This window comes from Okeania sp. SIO2F5 (assembly GCF_010692685.1).
GTDB classification, from domain to species: Bacteria; Cyanobacteriota; Cyanobacteriia; order Cyanobacteriales; family Microcoleaceae; genus Okeania; species Okeania hirsuta.
The window spans coordinates 1-19,623 of record NZ_JAAHGU010000092.1; the positions used below are offsets into that span (position 1 = coordinate 1).

A 19,623-nucleotide genomic window follows, 5' to 3' on the forward strand; every position below is an offset into this window, starting at 1 on the left:
GCCCCTTAATATTTACTTGATTTCGGCAGCTCTAAAATTTTGTGTAAGTCCCGTAGCGATCGCTTCGACGTAAAATTATTGATTTACAAGCATTATAGTCTAATTTTACCAGTTAAGTTGTGTAAGTCTCAATACTTACTTTATAAGTCTTTGTTATGAATGACTACGGAATTTTTTAGAAGTCTGAATTAATAATTCAGGAGTGATTCGGGAGTAGCTTTGATATGATTTTTTAGGTCATAAATCATCTTTTTTGTCAAAAATACATCTCCTGCAAAATCTTTTTAAAGTAATGCAGCATTTTAGATGAAACAATCTATTACTGGCGTGTCAAGGTTGAAAATATGAATTAAAAAACCTAACCCTCCCAACCCCCTTCCATCTCGCTTTGAAAGGGAGGAAGAAGGAAGCGGGAGAAAGACTCTCCTGTGAGCTAGAGGGGAGTTGGCAGAGAGGTCTCCATACAGGTATAAATCAAGGTATCATATATTAACAAAGCTCTCTATTTCCTATTATTAAACTGAAAGTTAAAAAGTTAGATAAATCGGCAATTATTCTCTTTAAAGTCAAAATTCAAAATTCCAAAGTAAGAATTAAAGAAAGTAAAGTCAAAATTCAAAATTAAATCAGGTCAATTAAAAATGATAAAACTGAAAGTTAAAAAGTTAGATGAATAGGCAATTATTCTCTTTAAAGTCAAAATTCAAAATTCCAAAGTAAGAATTAAAGAAAGTAAAGTCAAAATTCAAAATTAAATCAGGTCAATTAAAAATGATAAAACTGAAATTTAAAAAGTTAGATGAATCAGCAATTATTCCCTTTTACGCTCATAAAGGAGATGCCGGATTAGATTTATTTTCTATTGATGAATTAACTATTAATCCTGGAGAAAGCACATTAATTCATACAGGTATTTCTATAGAATTACCATCAGGAACAGAAGCACAAATTCGCCCGCGAAGTGGATTAGCTTTAAAACATCAAATTACTGTTTTAAATACTCCCGGAACTATCGATGAAACTTACCGAGGAGAAATAGGAATAATTCTGATAAATCATGGTAAAAATTCCTTTAAAGTAACTAAAGGAATGAAAATAGCTCAAATGGTTATAGCATCAGTCTTATCTGTTAAGGTAGAAGAAGTCGATCGATTAAGTACAACTGAAAGAGATATTAGTGGATTTGGTTCAACAGGAATATGACAGAAGAATTATATCAAAGACCGACCTGGGATGAATATTTTTTAATGATTGCTAAATTAGCTGCTACTCGCTCAACTTGTTTAGCTTTTCCAGTGGGGGCGGTAATAGTTAAAGATAGACAAGTTTTGGCAACTGGTTATAATGGTCCTCCTTCTGGTTCTTCACATTGTACAAGTCAAGGTTTTTGTTATCCTGAATTAAGTAGTTGTGATGCTAGTAAAGTTTTACCATCTCGTGCTGTTCATGCAGAAGCTAATGCTATTGCTCAAGCTGCAAAACATGGCATTTCTACGAATGGTTCAGTTATTTATGTCACTCTAGAACCTTGTATTTATTGTTTGAAATTAGTTATTTCTGCTGGAATTAAAGAAGTGTTTTATGAGACTCCTTTTAATAGTGGAGAAAAGGCAGCTTTAAGGGATATGTTTATTAAAGAAGGTTTGGTTATTCTCAAGCAAATTTCCATCTCAGAAACAATTGCTAAAAAAGCAGCAACATCTCTACTTTTTCCTACTTCTGTTGCTAAATCTTCTAAACTTGAGGAAGAATAATTTTTGAAAGTTAAAAGTCAAAAGTTAAAAGTTAAAAGTAATCTGTGCCTGAGTGTCCGCTGTGGCAATGTTCCGCCAAAGGGATTTACCAATATATCCATAAAAGGAAGCATAAACTGTTCCCTGTTCCCAGTTAAGTGTTCCCTACCCTTGCTATACAATACCGATGCTATCGGACATGATATAACTTGGTCTTTTTGTTAGACGTTTATGGTTCTATGAATACTGCCAATAAACTACCCTTAATCAAATCATATTTTCAATTGTTGGTAGGTGAACTAACAGAGAAAGATACTGTTTCAATAGTTGTTTATGCTGGAGCAGCAGGAGTAGTTTTACCACCTACAAAAGGCAACGAAAAAGAGAAAATTATCACAGCAATTAATAATAACCTCGAAGCAGGAGGTTCCACTGCTGGATTTGTCAATGAATATTTAACCTGATTAAATAAAATACTTTTGTTTTCCTTTCTAACTTGAATGACCGAACTTAATAGGAATCTCAATTATAAATTCCGTACCTTCTCTAAATCGAGAATTACAGTACAATTTTCCATGATGTTTTTCAACAATTAATTCTTGAGAGATTGACAAACCTAAACCTATATTTTTTTCCGTATGTTTAGTAGTAAATAGAGGTTCAAATATACGATTAGATATTTCTTTAGTCATGCCATGGCCATTATCATAAATAGCAATCTCTACAGAATAATCTTTTGCTTTTGTACTAATTAAAATTTGTGGCTCAAATGGTTGATGACTGATATTTTTTGCTACTAAATCTTTGTGTTTCTCCTCCAGTGAATCAATAGCATTAGTTAAAATGTGCATCAAGACTTGATTCAACTGTCCAGGATAACATTCTACTTTTGGTAAACTCCCATATTGTTTAATCAAATTAATATCAGGACAACCTCCTTTGCCTTGAAACTGATGCTGTAAAATTAAAAGTGTACTTTCTAAACCTTTGTGAATATCTACTGTTTTTATAGATTCTTCTTCTACTGCAGAAAACTGTTTGAGTGAGGTGACTACATCTCCAATTCTTTCTGCTCCGGCCATGATTGAGTCTAATAATTTTGGCAAATCTTCTTGAATAAAATCTAGTTCTATATCTTCAATTTCTGACTCAATTTCTGGCAAAAGGCGAGGAATATTTTGTTGGTAGATATTGACTAAATACAACAAATCTTTAACATCATTTATCGCATGAAAAATATTGCCAGAAATAAAATTAATAGGATTATTCACTTCATGGACAATACCTGTAATAAGCTGTCCTAAGAAAGACATTTTTTGCTTTTGAATTAACTGAGTAGTTGTCGAGTTTAGTTTCTGCAAAGTTTGCTCTAATTGATAAGCTTGTTGCCGAAATTTTTCCTGACTATTGCGTAGTGAAGCCTCCATTTCTAAACGTTCTGTAATATCTAAACCGACAAAAACTGCTGATGGTAACGATACTTCATCGCGATAATATTTTTGAGCAACTATTAGATAAGTTCTAGTATTTCCTCTAACATTGGTTTTTACTTCTTTGGCATAATTCCAATCTGGTTTAGCAAAAAATTCATAAACAAAATCATTAAATTCTGGGCTAGTTTGCAAAAATCCTACTTCTTGATTAATAAAAGTTTTGATGGGTAAATTATAGGCATTAGCTAAATGTTGATTAACTCCTATATATCGTAAATCTGCATCTACCCATGAAACTAATCCTGGTACAGCATTTAAAACCGCTTGCAATTGTTCCTTAGCTTCTCGTAAATGTAGATTAATTTTATTTTGCTGAGAAATGTTACGCACAAAAGCAAATTGATATTCATTACCCTGAAATTCTAAATAATTAACATTAACTTCTACAGGTAAAATATTGCCTTTTTTTGTGATAAAATTAGACTCAAATCTCAAATAATTTTGATTTTTAACTTCTTGCCAATGAGTTTGCCAAACTTCTACTGATAATTTTAGGTCTATATCATGAATTCTTAGTTCAAGTAGTTCAGATTCGGAATAGCCAAGAAAATTACAGCCTTGTTTATTTGTATAACATATTTTTCCAGCAATTGTTATCCAGAAAATAGCATCACCAGCATTATCTGTTGCTAACTGAGTTAATTCTAGTTGTTGTTGAAGTTGTTTGTCTGGTGTTATTTCCTCTGTAGATATAATCAGACCACCAATAATACCTTTATCTGTATGCCAAGATTTGACATTCCATTTTACCCATTGTATCAATCCATTAGAAGCAGGAACGGTAGTTAGATGTTCTAAATCAAATTGGTCAATGATACCCAGTAGACATTTTTTAGCTTGTTGATGCCAAGAATCTGGGAGATTAGGGAATAGCTGAGAATGTTGATTACCAATAATTTGATCAGATTCAAGTTGCCAATATTGTAACCACATCCCAGAAGTGGCCAGGTAGCACATTTCTTTGTCTAGCATTGCTATAGCAACAGGTATGTGTTTGATGAATTGGCATAATTGATGGTGACTTCCATGTATCTCTGGATATTGATGACTCTGGGGAAGGGTTGAATGACCATCATTAGTTGCTTTTGTTGCTTTTGTTGGCCTTTGTTTCATTTTTGAAGTTTCTTCCCTAGTCTGATTTGCTGTTTGTACTGTCAGATTGTACATAATCTCAGTTTGATAAATTAGGGGGTGTTGAATATGATTGGTTTCACCACCTCGACTATCATCTTTTTAAAACTAACTTGTCTATAAATGCAAGTTGTCAAATCTTAATTAATAGTTAATTTTTATATTAAGAATATCTCAGTTGGAGAAGTTAACTATGATTTTTTTTAAATAGAAGAATCAGAAAAATATTTATCAGACTTCTTCATAAATTCAAAAGTTATGAATATGAAATAAGTAAATCAAAAATATAATAACTACGAAATAAAAAAGCAAAAATCACTCTCAAAATAGATTGACTATCAGAATTATTTTCTATTTTCTGTATCTTTTTTTTTACTTCAGGAAGTTGTCAAAAAAAAGGTAAGCATTCAGCCGTCAGCATTCTGCAGGAAATGCTTACAAAAAAAAGTTGATTCAATCTAAAATTCATAAATAGGCCACATCAATTACCTGAATATTAAGTGTATAGATGGTTGAATATAATTTAAGCTACATTTATTGTTTTTGGTAATTTCCCACTAATACATAGTTATTTGTAACTTAATCAAATACAGGTTTGAAATTTTTATACTGAACAATAAATATTGAAATGGACTTTTTAATATATTATTAATTCTTGCCAATAAGCCAATAAAAAAAATCCTATATTTTTTATTTTCAAATTTTTATGATTACTTTACCTGTAAACATTTATAAACTCAATTCTAAGTATATTTTCCACTTAGAATTATAATTCTCCTCTTTAAGATATTTTAGCAACCTTTTGTGTAGAAACTAAAGTCTACATCAAAACTTTATAAACCAAACTACATTTTACGCAAATTTACACAAAGCAGTAAGTAAATTCATACATTAAATCTACTCTACCTTTGCGTAAAATAGCTGGATCTAGCCTTTCTTTAGTATTACAGGTCATTAAAACAACTAATTTCTGTTTCAGATAAATCCCTGATTCATCTACGACACTTTGATATAAAGTACCATCTAGCAAACTGAGAATATGTTCTGTTTTATTATTAGTTTGTGCAGCTTGAAGCGAGCGGTCCTGAGCTAAATTATCTGCCTCATTAATAATAATACAAATTTGTTCTAGATATGCTGGTGGTACAAAATTTTCTACTGCATCATGATCTAATATAAAAATTACATATCCTAAAGGAACTAGAACTTCTTTTGCTAATGCTTGAGTCCAAGCTGTTTTACCTGTTCCTGGTTTTCCACTTACTAATACAGCTAATTGATTTTGTTCTAGAATTGCTTGTTGTACCGTGTCAGTAAAATTTTGAATATTTTGAGGAAATGTATCGATCGGAAATTGACTTTGAACCTGTCCTATACGACATTGATAACCACTTACCATCACTGCCATATTATAGGTTGATTTTCTTACAAGTGGTGCTATATCTTTAGCAATTAAACTGTAGTAACGTCTACCTTTATCATAAGATTCTATTTGTAACCAACAGGAATATTTTGACCAATAAGCATATACTGTTCCTAAAGTTTCTAGACTTTGCCAACTGATAAATCTTTCTATCGGATAGTAAAAATTTCTTTCCATGAATGACTGGGTAATTATGTCAGGTTTACCCAATAAATCAAGTATTTTAAAAATAGTAATTTCCTGTAGTCTATTGAGAACATACTCAATAGCAATAGTGTCTCTAGTAATAGTGCGTATCACAGGTGTTTCTACACTCAATACATCTTGATAACGATAATCTGGAGCTGGAGGTTGAGGAGTTATATAGTCCCAAAACTCATCAAATTCATATCGTGTATTTTCCGAAAAAACATTTAATATATTCGCCCACCAAGCAAATTGATGACGACCCAAAGCATCAGCAAGATCGCTCACTATATCAAGAGTTTTTTGACTGAGTTCCCAAGGATCGTTAGATAATAAGTGCCATAGATATTCCCAATCAAAATCTCGGTTAAGTGGTCGCCAACCAGCTCCTAATAAACCTTTATTTTGAGGATTATTTTGTTGATAATTTTCTTTGCTGCCGAAATATTCTGTTCCCATATTTTGTTAAAAATCTACTTGAAGAAGGAGTCAGGAGTCAGGAGGGAAAATTGCTTATGGATTCTAACCCCAAATAATTTTGAGTACCGCAGGTGAGGTATGAGGTATTAAACCCGCAAAAGAAAAGATAAATAAATTCCTTTTGAAAATAGTCTTTATCTCATTCAGTATTCAACTTTCATAATTAATTTGATACTTGATTAATTACTTTTATTATTTTCTCATTATTTGTAAATACTGTGAGGGAACTTCATCAACTAACCAGACATGATTTGCAGAAAAGTAAAATTTATAATCATCTTTGTACATAGCACTTGCATCTACAGCAAATACTACTGGTTTTCCTTTTCTTTTCCCGACATTTATAGCAGTATTAATATCTTTTGATAAATGAACATGATGTCTCGACATTTTTTGTAGACCAGTCTGTTTAATCAAGTCAACTAAATGATTTCCTGTGCCATGATAAAGTATATCTGGAGGTTTTATTGCTTCTAGTTGCAAATCAACTGTTAAGCTGTGTCCTTGATTAGCACGAATTAAAGTCTTAGTAGAGTCTAAAGAAAAGCGTTTTTTACCATTTTTTTCTACAACCTCATTTAATTCTATCTGAGTTATAGAAAAGTTATGATTTTGAGATGCTTTCAACAGTTCTTCAATGGCAACCCAACCATTGGCATCAAGTTTTATACCTATTTTATCCGGGCGATGTCTCAAAACCCAGCTCAGATATTTGCTGATTTTTTCTATACGATAATCATTCATATTATTATTAGACTTCTTGCAGAAGTTAGGGAATAGGGAATAGGGAGATGAAATTGTTGATTTAAGATCTTGAATTGATTTAATTAAAACTTTTGCCAGAAGTCTATTCTTATAATTCGTTATTTTTTGACAATTAATATATTTATTTTTACTTATTCAACTGAGCAAATTAGGATAGTTTATATTGTCTAGCAAATCAAATACAAAAGTACTTTTTTGTAAGACAAGTATATTACATTAAAAATACAAAAATTGTCAAGGATAGGTAAAAATGATGTAATCTTTTTGACTTCGATGAGCTAATACCAATTGGGAAAAAGAATGTTATATTATGTTCGGTTGAATACTTATCATATATGTGGATCGAAGACAGAGGGCAGAGGGCAGAAGGCAGAAGGGAAAGAGCAAGGTTAGAAGGCAGAAGGTTTTTTATAACTGATTATCCGAACATGATATTAGGGATAATCAAGGCAGCAGTAGCTTCCTGGCCATTCACCCCTACTTGACAGGAGATTTTCTGGGGCACACGGTCGGAGAAAAAGCTTGTGGAGATAGTCTGACGGGGGTGCAACTTAATTTGTTTAATTTGTTACCTAGCGAAGAATCTGTGATACAAGAATCTCGCGATTCTAACGGGAGATTTAACGGTGAGACTGTCAAAAAATAGCAACCAAAAGAAAGTTCTCTTGGTTGCTCAAAATCAGATATTATTTATAGTTCAAACTCTATAGACACTTATTATACTATAGAGGCTAACTGTGGACTAAATGCTTCCTTCAGTAACTCTACCTTATCTATTTGCTCCCAAGGTAAATCTAAGTCGTTACGCCCTAAGTGACCATAAGCAGCCACATCCTGGTAACAACGGCCTCCTCTTTCCGCAGGTAAGTTTCGGAGGTTAAAAGTTTGAATAATTCCTGCTGGACGAAGTTCAAAGTTTTCTTTAACTACCTCTAGTAACTTATCTTCATCTACTTTAGAAGTACCAAAAGTTTCAATCATCATGCTCACCGGTCTTGCTACTCCGATCGCATAACTAATTTGAACTTCACATTTTTCTGCTAGACCTGCTGCGACAATATTTTTTGCTATGTAGCGACAAGCATAAGCTGCGGAACGATCTACTTTTGTAGGATCTTTACCAGAAAAAGCTCCTCCACCATGACGGGAATAGCCACCATAAGTATCAATTATAATTTTACGTCCTGTAAGACCACAATCTCCCTGTGGACCGCCAATCACAAATTTACCAGTGGGGTTGACAAGGAAACGAGTTTGTGCATCTGGCTTAATCTCTATATCTGCAAATATAGGTTCCACAACATACTTCCAGAGGTCTTCTTTAATCTTTGCTTGAATTTCTGATAATTCTGTAATTTCCCCAATTGTAGCGGCGTGTTGGGTAGAAATTAAAATTGTATCAATACCAACAGGACGACCATCTTCGTAAGCAATAGTAACTTGGCTTTTGCCATCTGGCCGTAAATAAGAAAGTTGACCAGTTTTTCTAACTGCCGCTAGTTGACGACAAACGCGGTGCGCCAAACTGATAGGTAAAGGCATTAATTCAGGAGTTTCATTACAGGCGAAACCAAACATCAAACCCTGGTCTCCTGCACCCACTGCATCAAGTTCTTCGTCACTTAACTGCTCGCGAGTTTCTTGGGCCTTGTCTACTCCTTGAGCAATGTCTGCAGATTGCTCATCTAAAGCCACTAATACTGAGCAACTATCTGCAGAAAAACCATTTTCTGCATAAACATAGCCAATATCAGCAATTTTTTTTCTAGCTAATTCTATGTAATTTACTTGGGCCTTAGTGGTAATTTCACCAGTAATTAGGACTAACCCGGTGTTAACTACTACTTCAGCAGCTACACGACTCTGAGGGTCTTGGGTCAGTAGAGCATCTATAATAGTATCAGAAATTTGGTCGCAAATTTTATCTGGATGTCCTTCAGTAACAGACTCAGAAGTGAATAAGTAACGACTAGACAATAGTAGTTCCTCCTAATATTTTTCCAGGGATTAGCCGTTCAATCAACTTCAGCTTAGGGAGTTAAGGTTGTAAAAAATAACTACTTTCTACTATCTGTGAAGTCGGATGATTTTAAACGGCCTCACCTGAGATTATTTTTACTTGTCAATACATTTTTTTGGCCAGAAGCAGAAAATTCTAAATTACTTTTTACAGTCTCTAAGCTAAAAGTTGTTTTCTACTATAACAGGCGTTGGTTATGCAAATACACAAATAATTAGGGTTTGCCGAAAAAAGCAGAGTGTGGGAAATGTGGGGAGGATAGGGAGAAAGAGAAAGTAGGAAGAATCATTTTACCTGTATCTTTCTGTGCTTGTCTGCCCAAAGTCCTAACTTTTTGGTCACTCAAGCTGAAAACTTGGCACTTTTTTTCGCTCCAAAAAGGCTAAAACTTTATATATATCAGTGCTTTTAGATTCGGTCGGTAAACCCTAATTAGGGTTTGCGCTCAAAAGTCTTTTTGTGAAGGTAGGGAGTAGGGAGTAGGGAGTAGGGAGTAGTTAAGAGTCAGGAGGAATGGGAGTTATAGAGGAGGTAGAAGTAACAATTATCTCTTAATTTTTCTGTCCTACTCAACTTTTTCTGCTAACTTTTTGCGCCTTTTTGACCTCAAAGCTGCTACAATTTGGGGACTAAAAATTGCTTTTAGCAATATCAGTCAATGCTTTCATATAATTTCAGCAAACCCTAATTAATCTCGTAGCCAAGTAAATGTCGCGACTTGTATATATTCTTTTTACCTAAGTATTGCTCAGAAATGAACCCAATTGAGCTGGAGTGGAAGCATCTCAAGAAAGATGAATTATCTATCAGGTCAAATGTTTGATGACAAGTTAGATCTTGCTTATGCAGTAATTGACGGTATTCAAGCTAGGGGAGAAAAGGGAAACTACAGTACGGAACGTTTTAAATTTTACTCAAATCAAACTGCTTAAAATTTCTTTACATACTTTGGTTTTTTTTCACCGACTTACTTAATTTCTATTTACAATACTTTGATTTCTTCTAAATGGGCGATCGCTACATCTGCTCCCTGTAAATAGTTAACTTCTGACTTGCCCCAACAAATTCCGATACAACCTGCTGCTCCTGCTTTTTTAGCCATTTCTATATCCATAGGAGAATCTCCCACCATTAATACTTTATCTGGTGTAACTCCCAATTTTTGGCAAGCTTGTAAGAATAGTTCTGGATCTGGTTTACTTGGACTATCATCAACCCCCATTTCTAGTTGGATATAATCTTTGAGTTGATAGTATTTGACAAAATTTTGTACTGCTTTTGTGGAAGCTGCAGATAATATGCCCAGCTTTATACCCTTTTCCCAGAGATACTTTAGCACTTCCAGACTTCCTATAAATATAGGAGAAGGTTCAGACTGTTCCATGATTTTTTCAGCTTCTTCAAAAGTCTCTTTGGCAATAGCTAGTGACTCTAACCATCCTCGACCTGTCTCAGCAATATAAGCTGCTGCTGCAATTTCATTTTCTCGCCTACTTCCAACGGCCATTAATCCTGTCGGGTTAAGACTTTGTCCATCAATCCCAAAAGACATTAGTAATGGTTCTCCAATTCCTGGAATTTTAGCATCGATGAGGCGAGCCAGCTTTTGTCCTAAATTTCTGAGAAACTCTTGGGAGTTTTCCAAAGTGCCATCTTTATCAAAAATTATTGCTTGAATATCTGGGAATATTACATCTCGGCAGTTAATAGCTACCATTCTTTCAAATAGGGAAAAATATATTTTTAATTATTACTAGAGTTTATTCTGATTAAGAATATCAAGTCAGCAGGATATAGGGAGTAGTTATAAGTTATTTTTGATTTAGTTATTTTCTAACTTATTCTTTTATTTACTCCCTATTCACCTACTAACCTCAATCTACTTATTCTACAGTTGCTGCTGATTTTTCTTCATCTTCTGTTGTTTCTGCTGTCGCTTCAACTTCAGGTGCTTCTGTGGTTTCTCCTGTCGCTTCAACTTCAGGTGCTTCTGTGGTTTCTCCTGTCGCTTCAACTTCAGGTGCTTCTGTGGTTTCTCCTGTCGCTTCAACTTCAGGTGCTTCTGTGGTTTCTCCTGTCGCTTCAACTTCAGGTGCTTCTGTGGTTTCTCCTGTCGCTTCAACTTCAGGTGCTTCAGGTGCTTCTGTTGTTTCTACCGTCGCTTCAACTTCAGGTGCTTCTGCTGCTTCAACTTCAGGTGCTTCTGTGGTTTCTACTGCTGCTTCAACTTCAGGCGCTTCTGTGGTTTCTACTGTCGCTTCCACTGTTTCTTCAATCGTCTCTCCCCGTTGTGCAGCCAGCATTTTTTCTCTAAACTTAGCCGCCATTTCTTCTGCTTGGTCATATACCAGTTGTGGATTTTTGACCATTGCCCCTGGTTCTGGTTCTAGTTGCTTAGTTGACAGAGATATTCGGCCTCTGTCAGAATCTAGGTCAATGATCATAACTTTTAGTTCATCATTGACTTTTAGTACACTACTAGGAGTTTCAATATGATCGTGAGAAATTTCTGATATGTGCAATAGGCCACTAACACCACCAATATCAATAAAGGCACCATAGGGCTTAATACCACGAACTGCTCCTATAACTACCTCTCCCACTTCTAAACGATTCATCTTCCGCTCAACTAAGGCGCGACGATGACTTAGAACCAAGCGATTACGTTCTTCGTCTACTTCTAAGAATTTCAGAGGCAATTCTTCGTTAAGTAAATCTTCTTTTGGTTTACGCGTACTAATGTGCGAACCAGGAATAAATCCACGCAGTCCTTCTATCCTAACTAAAGCACCACCACGATTTGTTGCAAATACTTGTGATCGTACTGTTGCATCTTCAGCTTGTAGTTGTCGGACTCTTTCCCAAGCCCGCATATATTCTATTCGTCGGATGGATAAAGTCAACTGTCCATCTTCATTTTCATCTGTTAAGATAAAAAATTCTCTTGTTTCATTTGACTGTATAACTTCTTCAGGGTTTTCGACCCTATTGATTGACATTTCTTGGATAGGGATATAAGCAGCAGTTTTTGCTCCAATATCAATCAATGCTCCTCTTGGTTCTATGCTAAACACTGTTCCTGCTACAATATCTCCAGGACTAAAGTGATAGTCATATTTATCTAGTAAAGCTGCAAAATCTTCATGAGTAAAGCCAACTTCTTTGGCGGGTGTTTTCAAATTTGTCATGCGTTATAGTTTCTTGGGATTTCTCTCCTTAATGTTTTTTACTGGCCTTGATAGTTTTCCCCTCACCAAAAAATAGGAGCTATTAGGTTATGTTTAGCCTGTCTAAATTAATATTTTATAGGTTATATTATTAGGCAAAACTCTCCTTGACAAAATCATGGTTTCATAGAATAACCAATTTTTTTGTATAATTTAAGTAAGGAACTCTCAGATCAAATTTATCAATAGAGCTAAAACCCTAATGTCATTAGAGCGTATATAAATTTAGGCATTTTTGTACCTAGATATTAATTACAAAGCTCTTATACTGCCAGGACATCAACTCTTATTAAGACCTTTAGAGTCTTTTGGCTAATATTTCTTGCCTGGTTATGGGCTTTCACTTCATTAAATTTAGGTCAGTCTCATTCACAGTTAAACTTCACCTAGAATATTAAAGTCCTCTGGTCTGGTTAAGAATATCATATAGAATATAGATTTTACCTAGTAAAAGCTAACCCTAATCTACTATTATTACTCGAAACAATTTATTTTACCATAAACTTTAAGATTGGTTTTTCATTAACCACTTGTTATACAAACAGTCCTAACCAATTGTTTTGTATATATTTAGGACCAATATCTTGCAGACTATTTAACCCAGTCTCTAATAATTTGGTTCGCTTAAATTACCTAATTCTTTTCTCTAAGTAAGCTTGAGGCCACATTAACTGATAGATCCACTATTCTTTTAATTAATTCAGCTCCAAAATATCAAAATATCTTGAAATTACTTACTGCTATAGTTATCATCATTCAGTTTAAGATGAGGTGGCAAAGGAAGCAGACGTTTCACAATCAACAGCATCTGGTTTCGGAGAAATTTCAGAACTTTCTAGGGAAGTAGAATTAAAATCTAAATTATTTTTTTGATTTTGGAGATGATTTAAGGTATCTACAAAATCTCTAATACCTTGAAATTTACGATAAACAGAGGCAAAACGGATATAAGCAACTTCACTAATGTGAACTAATTTACTCAGAACAATTTCACCAATTTCAGCGCTGGTAACTTCTCTCTGGGATCTACCCTGTAGTTCAACTTCAATTTCATCTACAAAAGCTTCGAGTTCAGCAGGTTCAATACCAGTTTTTTCACAGGAGCGGATAATACCTCGGAGTAATTTCAACTTGTCAAAAGACTCTTTTTTACCGTCCTTTTTAATCACTGTTACTGTAACAAACTCTATTCTTTCATAAGTCGTGAAACGATGCTGACAGTCCAAACATTCCCGTCGGCGTCGGATACTCTTACCAGATTCAGCTGAACGCGACTCTAGAACACGACTATTTGTATGTTGGCACACTGGACATCGCATACTTTAAAAATTTCTCAGACATATAGTTTTAGACATGAATATTTTAGCCTAATTTAGGCCAATGATAATTTATTTAAAAATTAGAATAAATGAGTACTGGGTTAAGGACTCAGCACTCATTTTTCATAAAAAAAGCAATTTATTTGATAATCAACCGATCAAAACTAATTACTTTCCAATTCTGGGAGGATCGCGGAAGGCGATCGCAAAAAATATCACACCCAAGGCCAAAGCCAATACTAATATATAAGCTGCACTTTCCATAAGGGAATTTCCTGAAGATCCAGTTCTATATTAGTTTACCAGCTTAACGTAAATAAAAGTCCAACGAAAATACTTTGTAACTTTTATCAAAGTAGTCGTTGGACTTTTATCGAAAATTTGAAGATGAGAGATACCTAGTTGTCTTAGTGGTTTACCTTTATTATTTGTTAAACCACATTCGCTTTAAGTTTCCTTCCTACGAGTACTTAGGTCACCCAATTTCTGGAATAGACCAAACTCTACTTGTTCCTCTAGGTCTGGGTCAATACCTGCGAATACGTCGCGGAACAATGTCCGACATCCGTGCCAAATATGACCGAAGAAGAATAGCAAAGCAAAACAAGCATGGCCATAAGTAAACCATCCACGAGTGCTAGTCCGGAACACACCGTCAGAGCCTAAAGTTTCTTGGTCAAACTCAAAAGGTTCACCTATCTGAGCTTTACGAGCATACTTCTTAACATCTGTCGCTTTAGTAAACGTTTGACCATTAAGTTCACCGCCTAAGAAGCTAACTGTTACGCCCTTCTCCTCAAAACTATATTTTGATTCTGAACGACGGAAAGGAATATCAGCCTTGACTACACCATCAGCATTGGTCAAGATAACTGGGAAAGTTTCAAAGAAGTTTGGTAGACGACGCACAAATAATTCCTCGCCATCCTTATCCTTAAATACTGGATGACCAAGCCAACCTTGAGCAAGACCATCACCATCATTCATTGGGCCTACACGGAAAAGACCACCTTTGGCAGGGCTATTACCAACATAGTCGTAGAAAGCCAATTTTTCAGGAATAGTTGACCAAGCTTCTGAAGCAGTTTTACCTGCTGCTATTTCAGATTGAACGCGACGATCAATTTCTTGCTGGAAGTAACCGCTGTCCCATTGATAACGAGTAGGGCCAAATAATTCAATAGGGGTAGCCGCACAGCCGTACCACATTGTGCCAGCCACAACAAAGGCTGCAAAGAAAACTGCTGCAATACTGCTAGAGAGGACTGTTTCAATGTTACCCATCCGCAATGCTCTGTAGAGACGTTCTGGTGGTCTTACAGATAGGTGGAACAAACCAGCAATAATTCCCACAATTCCAGCAGCAATGTGGTGGGCGACAATGCCACCAGCATTGAATGGGTTAAACCCTTCCGGTCCCCAGGCTGGGGCTACTGGCTGAATAGAACCCGTTAATCCATAGGGGTCTGATACCCACATTCCTGGACCAAATACTCCTGTCAAATGGAAGGCTCCAAAGCCAAAACAGAGTAGACCTGATAAGAATAAGTGAATACCAAACATTTTTGGTAGGTCTAGAGCAGGTTCTCCGGTACGTTGGTCAAAGAACAGCTCTAAGTCCCAAAAAACCCAGTGCCATACAGCAGCTAGGAACAGCAAACCAGAAAGAATAATATGAGCTGCTGCTACACCTTCAAAAGACCAGAAACCAGGGTTAGTAGCGGCTTCTCCAGTAACACTCCAGCCACCCCAAGATTGGGTAACACCTAGACGTGCCATAAATGGCATAACGAACATTCCCTGACGCCACATTGGGTTAAGGACTGGATCGCTAGGGTCGAAGATTGCTAGTTCATAAAGGGCCATTGAGCCAGCCCAACCTGCTACTAGAGCAGTGTGCATTAGATGCACGGAAATTAGTCGTCCTGGATCGTTCAGAACAACTGTGTGTACTCGATACCAAGGTAGTCCCATTGACTACACTCCTCCTAATTAAGTGATGTCTATTCTGAAAGCTTTTTTCTTTTGTTTGTTATGCTCTTGTCTAAAATTGTCTTAGTTTTAGTCCAATAGTCAATATAGTTACTGACAACATGGCCAATTCTATTCAAATAGGAGCATAAAAATTAAAACTATTTCAAGAATTGTATAGAGTTTTTAAGTTAATAGCAAGCAAACATTACAAAAGGAAAAAGTTGATGATGAATATTCAGTTAGATCAACTTTTGACTTTCAACTTAAGCCTAATGACTTTAGCTGATTTGACAGATGGCTGAGGTAGTACAAAGATATTCCAAGACTTTTTCAGAATTAATCAAGCGAGTCAACACCACATTGCCAATATTCTGACTAGAAACAGACTTTTGAGCTTCAGCAGTGGGATAAATCTCTACCATCAATACTGGATCTTCGACTCGATGCAGCCACATTTTTTCATTTTTATCCAAAATACAAAGATTCATTTTTTCAATATCTGGTGCTCGTCTCCAAGCTGTTTCACTCCAGAGACCGCCGACAGTCCAAACTCTACCTACGGCCCATCCCTCTGATAAGAAGAAGTATTTCACAGACTTTTCTAAACTTGAGTAATTTATCAGAAAGTTTATCAAAGATTAAACCTTCTTTATGTTTTCAACTTAAAAGGTTCAGGACTTAAGATGTACCCTGCATATAGCGTACATCTTAAGTTTAGTTGGTAAAGAAAAAGAAAATACAATTTAAAATAGTGTTAATGGATAGTTTATCTGCTACTCAAATACTGATGGCTGTAATTGATAATCTAGGTCAGATTTATTATTGTCCTCTCAAGAGTAATCGTTTAGTCGATGATACTGGTGGTGTAAAAAAAATATCAAAATCTGGGAACATTAAGTTGGATTCAAGGGGAATTATTATCGGGAAAAATCATAAAAATCAAGGGTTTTCCTAGGGATAAAAAAGCGAGTGCGTAATTCTAACTCAAGATAGTCAAATTATTTCGGGGTACTGTTAATAACAGAACAGAATTTATTGTGACTAATGATTTCAATAAATCTGCTATAGATGATAGCGTAGCTCCTCTGAAAGAGGCTGTATAATTTGAGTATCAAACTAGGTGTAAAATTGAGGAGTTTCACAGGGAGTTCAAGCAACTAACTAGACTTGAATGTTGTCAAGGCAGTTCTACACAAATTCAAAAAAATCACATTGCTTGTGCAATACTGCCGAGTGAATCATCTGAAGAATTTAGCATATAATTTAGGAAAAATTATTTATCAAATTAAGAATTGGTTATTGTGAAAATATCTCACTTAGGAACTGAAATATCCAACCGTAAGAGCTGATTTATAAAGCAAATATTAAGAGACTTAATTCTTTGCAATACAAGGGTTTTAGGAGTTATAGCCCAATAAGACCTAAATTCCTGAGAGTTAGATTACATAAAGGTTTTAGCTAAGTTTACAAATCAGCTCTAAAAATGACAGTTATTTAACTTTTTCAAGATTGGGGATTTAGTTAGTAAATTGAGGCTATCTGATTAAAAATCGACTAACATTTCGGTTTCGCTTCGCGACATGAAAAGCGGAGCGAAAGCCTCAGAAATCCCCAAATTTGTTATGCACTATACTGCATTTTTGCCTGAGTCCTGAAATCTTGAGGCGATCGCTAAATTAGTAGGTGCTATATATAATGTCTTTGGGTAAGTCCTGAGGTTATAAAAAAAAATATATAGAACTCTTCATATCAAATCCCTTTAATTCGGTATAAAAAAATGTTCCATCTTCAACCATTACCAAATATTTCTCGATCTCCCCTACTCCCCTACTCCCCTACTCCCCATCTAATTACACCGATGCTACCGGATTTGATCTCATTCCTGGATCATACAGTCAAGTACAGTGGAAGTCGCCCGCAGTGTTATCCATAATGCCAGATTTGATATCACTAGTGCAGGATGGCGGAAATAACTAACCAGTTAAAAAAGGTTCAAAAGCTTGTACAATAACCTTTCTTCCCTTCTGCCTTCTGCCTCGTGCCTTCTGCCTTTTTGCACTAGAAGTTTACCATTATTCATGTAGCAATTAGAGCGATCGCCACAAGGGAAAAACCAATTTCCATCACCTGTTTTCCAACTGACAAATACTTCAACGTTGCTATCAATCCAAATTTTTTCACCACAGGGAACCTGCTGATATTGTTATATCCTCCATTGTAATACCCAATGCCTCATCACGACAAAGGAAAGCTGCTAGTTTGCCAACTTCTTGTGGTTGTATAATTCTCTTCTGAGGATAGCTATGCTTGATTTCCTCTAAGTATTCAGCAGCAGTTCGACCTTCAATTTTAGCAAGTCGTCCTATCATCCCTTCAGCTAATTTAGTTTCTACCCACCCTGGACTAATTGAGTTACAAGATACTCCATAAGGTGCGCCTTCCAAAGCGACACAGCGAGTCAGTCCAAGAATTGCTGCTTTAGAAGTACAGTAGGCAGCGTGAAGCGGAGCACCTACTGAAGCAGAAGTCGAGGCAATATTAATAATACGACCCCATTTCCGTTTTATCATTCCTGGAAAACATAGCTTAGTAGTGCGATAGATACCGTTGAGGTTAATATCTATAACCTTATACCACTCTTCGTCAGGATGATTGCACATTTCATGCTCATAAGCAATTCCTGCCGCATTGACAAGAATATCAACTTTGTCAAATGCTTTTATTGTAGTATCATAAAAAGCCTGGACTGAGTCAGTTGAGGATACATCCAGATTCATTACTAGAGCTTTAACACCTTGTGACTCAATTTCATCCCGGCATGAACTCGTGGTAGCAGAACGAGAACCGACTGCTACATTAGCTCCACTTTGAGCTAAAGCAATAGCAATAGCTTTACCTATGCCAGATGTACCACCTGTTACTATTGCTACGCGATTTTTTAGAAATTTTGCTTGATTCACATTTTTCAAGAATTATAGAAGCCATTTAGTATTTTTACAAAGGTGCGGTTTTTTGTCAAAGCAGTTAACCCACCCCTAACCCCTCCCAGGAGGGGAAGTCAGGAGATAGACAAATAAAATATAGTTGTATCTTTCCAGCATTTCGCAGGAAATGCTTAAAATTGTTATTCAATCTGCAAGCGATTTTCGTAGAGTTTTTGGTAGTAAGGTAAACAAAAATCATAAGCTTGCTTTAGATGTTCGCTATCTTCTATTTTGGCATAATCTTTCTTTTCCCTTTCTTTAAATCCTTGACTAGATAATACATAATTATGCCATCCCCCTTCCCATTGATTGATTGCAGGTTGAGGCTCAGTTTTCCACTCTAAAGCTTTTTCAATAAATGGTATACCTATAACATCACAATAGGCTTTAACAGTTGCTTTAGATTTCTTTACTAAATCATCTGAATCAATTACTACTGGTATTTTTCCAGTAATTTCTTTAGCCATTTCAAACAGCTTATCAAGTTGAGCATATCCAGTTTCTTCTAAGGTAAAATCAGACCAATTTTTAAAGAGAGATGGCAACATTTTTTCTGGATTTCTAATCAGAAAACTATTATTAAAATTAGACAAAAACTCTTGATTAGCTACAGGTTCAACTTGATAACCCATGTCTTTAATAAAGACTGGTTGCTTTTCATTTTCTTGCTTTAATTTTTCCAAAATACAACTAAAATTGTATTGGGCATCTGGTTCTATATCTGGATAACGAGTTGTATCACAACGCTCTTCGGAGTAGTAAAAAGATTTTCCAAAAGGTTCATCATGTACGACAAAATCTCCTCTTTCTCGCATCATACGCTCAAATGCAGTGGAAGTTGACCGTGGCACTGCCCACAAAGCTAATATTTTTTTCATTTTTTAATAT

At 35.5% G+C, this 19,623-nt stretch carries 18 protein-coding genes; 6 read left to right on the forward strand and 12 right to left on the reverse strand.

Annotation, left to right across the window (positions count from 1 at the left end):
• The first annotated feature begins 774 nt into the window (after positions 1–774).
• The 3 genes from dut to F6K27_RS22740 all read left to right on the forward strand — a co-directional run bounded on the left by dut (position 775) and on the right by F6K27_RS22740 (position 2,197).
• Positions 775–1,203: a dUTP diphosphatase gene (dut, locus tag F6K27_RS22730; protein ID WP_192901209.1), complete on the forward strand. Its 429-nt coding sequence runs from the start codon at positions 775–777 to the stop codon at positions 1,201–1,203.
• On the forward strand, positions 1,200–1,754 hold the full coding sequence (locus F6K27_RS22735) for a dCMP deaminase family protein (protein ID WP_124147208.1): 555 nt from the start codon (positions 1,200–1,202) through the stop codon (positions 1,752–1,754). The genes dut and F6K27_RS22735 overlap by 4 nt, the downstream gene beginning before the upstream one ends.
• Positions 1,755–1,951: 197 nt before the next feature.
• Positions 1,952–2,197, forward strand: a complete 246-nt coding sequence (locus F6K27_RS22740) for a VWA domain-containing protein (protein ID WP_287278385.1) — start codon at positions 1,952–1,954, stop codon at positions 2,195–2,197.
• A 27-nt stretch (positions 2,198–2,224) separates the two neighbouring features.
• Here the strand turns inward: F6K27_RS22740 and F6K27_RS22745 are convergent, their stop codons facing one another.
• The 4 genes from F6K27_RS22745 to metK all read right to left on the reverse strand — a co-directional run bounded on the left by F6K27_RS22745 (position 2,225) and on the right by metK (position 9,188).
• Positions 2,225–4,393 (reverse strand): PAS domain S-box protein, encoded by a 2,169-nt coding sequence (locus F6K27_RS22745; protein WP_287278386.1) that lies wholly within the window; start codon positions 4,391–4,393, stop codon positions 2,225–2,227.
• An 826-nt stretch (positions 4,394–5,219) separates the two neighbouring features.
• Complete coding sequence (locus tag F6K27_RS22750; RefSeq protein ID WP_287278387.1) at positions 5,220–6,425, reverse strand: AAA family ATPase; 1,206 nt, start codon at positions 6,423–6,425, stop codon at positions 5,220–5,222.
• Between the two features lie 213 nt (positions 6,426–6,638).
• Entirely contained in the window at positions 6,639–7,190 is a 552-nt protein-coding gene (locus tag F6K27_RS22755; protein ID WP_287278388.1) for an RNA 2'-phosphotransferase, read from the reverse strand.
• A gap of 738 nt (positions 7,191–7,928) precedes the next feature.
• Positions 7,929–9,188: a methionine adenosyltransferase gene (gene metK, locus F6K27_RS22760; protein ID WP_124147213.1), complete on the reverse strand. Its 1,260-nt coding sequence runs from the start codon at positions 9,186–9,188 to the stop codon at positions 7,929–7,931.
• Between the two features lie 797 nt (positions 9,189–9,985).
• Between metK and F6K27_RS22765 the strand changes: the two genes are divergently transcribed.
• Positions 9,986–10,054 carry a hypothetical protein gene (locus tag F6K27_RS22765; protein WP_338043253.1) on the forward strand — a complete coding sequence of 23 codons (69 nt, stop codon included), beginning with the start codon at positions 9,986–9,988 and terminating at the stop codon, positions 10,052–10,054.
• Positions 10,026–10,163: a hypothetical protein gene (locus tag F6K27_RS22770; protein ID WP_161564700.1), complete on the forward strand. Its 138-nt coding sequence runs from the start codon at positions 10,026–10,028 to the stop codon at positions 10,161–10,163. Before F6K27_RS22765 ends, F6K27_RS22770 begins: the two co-directional genes overlap by 29 nt.
• A gap of 50 nt (positions 10,164–10,213) precedes the next feature.
• Here F6K27_RS22770 and F6K27_RS22775 read toward each other — a convergent pair whose 3' ends face one another.
• From F6K27_RS22775 to F6K27_RS22800, 6 genes are all read right to left on the reverse strand, one after another.
• Positions 10,214–10,948, reverse strand: coding sequence for an HAD family hydrolase (locus tag F6K27_RS22775; RefSeq protein ID WP_287278389.1), 735 nt, complete (start codon positions 10,946–10,948; stop codon positions 10,214–10,216).
• A gap of 166 nt (positions 10,949–11,114) precedes the next feature.
• On the reverse strand, positions 11,115–12,419 hold the full coding sequence (locus F6K27_RS22780) for a 30S ribosomal protein S1 (protein WP_287284537.1): 1,305 nt from the start codon (positions 12,417–12,419) through the stop codon (positions 11,115–11,117).
• Between the two features lie 800 nt (positions 12,420–13,219).
• Positions 13,220–13,777 carry a transcriptional regulator NrdR gene (nrdR, locus tag F6K27_RS22785; protein WP_287278391.1) on the reverse strand — a complete coding sequence of 186 codons (558 nt, stop codon included), beginning with the start codon at positions 13,775–13,777 and terminating at the stop codon, positions 13,220–13,222.
• A 168-nt stretch (positions 13,778–13,945) separates the two neighbouring features.
• Complete coding sequence (locus tag F6K27_RS22790; protein ID WP_011613950.1) at positions 13,946–14,041, reverse strand: photosystem II reaction center protein T; 96 nt, start codon at positions 14,039–14,041, stop codon at positions 13,946–13,948.
• 183 nt (positions 14,042–14,224) lie between these two features.
• Positions 14,225–15,751: a photosystem II chlorophyll-binding protein CP47 gene (psbB, locus tag F6K27_RS22795; RefSeq protein WP_287278392.1), complete on the reverse strand. Its 1,527-nt coding sequence runs from the start codon at positions 15,749–15,751 to the stop codon at positions 14,225–14,227.
• Between the two features lie 278 nt (positions 15,752–16,029).
• On the reverse strand, positions 16,030–16,344 hold the full coding sequence (locus F6K27_RS22800) for a hypothetical protein (RefSeq protein WP_124147428.1): 315 nt from the start codon (positions 16,342–16,344) through the stop codon (positions 16,030–16,032).
• 164 nt (positions 16,345–16,508) lie between these two features.
• On the opposite strand from F6K27_RS22800, the gene F6K27_RS22805 reads away from it, so the two are divergent.
• Entirely contained in the window at positions 16,509–16,706 is a 198-nt protein-coding gene (locus tag F6K27_RS22805) for a hypothetical protein (protein ID WP_287278393.1), read from the forward strand.
• A gap of 1,222 nt (positions 16,707–17,928) precedes the next feature.
• On the opposite strand, the gene F6K27_RS22810 is transcribed toward F6K27_RS22805, so the two are convergent.
• Positions 17,929–18,711, reverse strand: coding sequence for an SDR family NAD(P)-dependent oxidoreductase (locus F6K27_RS22810; RefSeq protein WP_287278394.1), 783 nt, complete (start codon positions 18,709–18,711; stop codon positions 17,929–17,931).
• A 164-nt stretch (positions 18,712–18,875) separates the two neighbouring features.
• Positions 18,876–19,613: a sulfotransferase family protein gene (locus F6K27_RS22815; RefSeq protein WP_287278395.1), complete on the reverse strand. Its 738-nt coding sequence runs from the start codon at positions 19,611–19,613 to the stop codon at positions 18,876–18,878.
• Between the last annotated feature and the right edge of the window lie 10 nt (positions 19,614–19,623).

Excerpts from the sequence above, each read along its gene's own strand:
- F6K27_RS22745 (WP_287278386.1), bottom strand. The coding sequence starts at position 4,393 with ATGTACAATCTGACAGTACAAACAGCAAATCAGACTAGGGAAGAAACT.
- F6K27_RS22815 (WP_287278395.1), bottom strand. The coding sequence starts at position 19,613 with ATGAAAAAAATATTAGCTTTGTGGGCAGTGCCACGGTCAACTTCCACT.
- F6K27_RS22790 (WP_011613950.1), bottom strand. The coding sequence starts at position 14,041 with ATGGAAAGTGCAGCTTATATATTAGTATTGGCTTTGGCCTTGGGTGTG.
- F6K27_RS22775 (WP_287278389.1), bottom strand. The coding sequence starts at position 10,948 with ATGGTAGCTATTAACTGCCGAGATGTAATATTCCCAGATATTCAAGCA.
- nrdR (WP_287278391.1), bottom strand. The coding sequence starts at position 13,777 with ATGCGATGTCCAGTGTGCCAACATACAAATAGTCGTGTTCTAGAGTCG.
- F6K27_RS22750 (WP_287278387.1), bottom strand. The coding sequence starts at position 6,425 with ATGGGAACAGAATATTTCGGCAGCAAAGAAAATTATCAACAAAATAAT.
- F6K27_RS22780 (WP_287284537.1), bottom strand. The coding sequence starts at position 12,419 with ATGACAAATTTGAAAACACCCGCCAAAGAAGTTGGCTTTACTCATGAA.
- F6K27_RS22735 (WP_124147208.1), top strand. The coding sequence starts at position 1,200 with ATGACAGAAGAATTATATCAAAGACCGACCTGGGATGAATATTTTTTA.
- psbB (WP_287278392.1), bottom strand. The coding sequence starts at position 15,751 with ATGGGACTACCTTGGTATCGAGTACACACAGTTGTTCTGAACGATCCA.
- F6K27_RS22755 (WP_287278388.1), bottom strand. The coding sequence starts at position 7,190 with ATGAATGATTATCGTATAGAAAAAATCAGCAAATATCTGAGCTGGGTT.
- F6K27_RS22805 (WP_287278393.1), top strand. The coding sequence starts at position 16,509 with ATGGATAGTTTATCTGCTACTCAAATACTGATGGCTGTAATTGATAAT.
- F6K27_RS22770 (WP_161564700.1), top strand. The coding sequence starts at position 10,026 with ATGAATTATCTATCAGGTCAAATGTTTGATGACAAGTTAGATCTTGCT.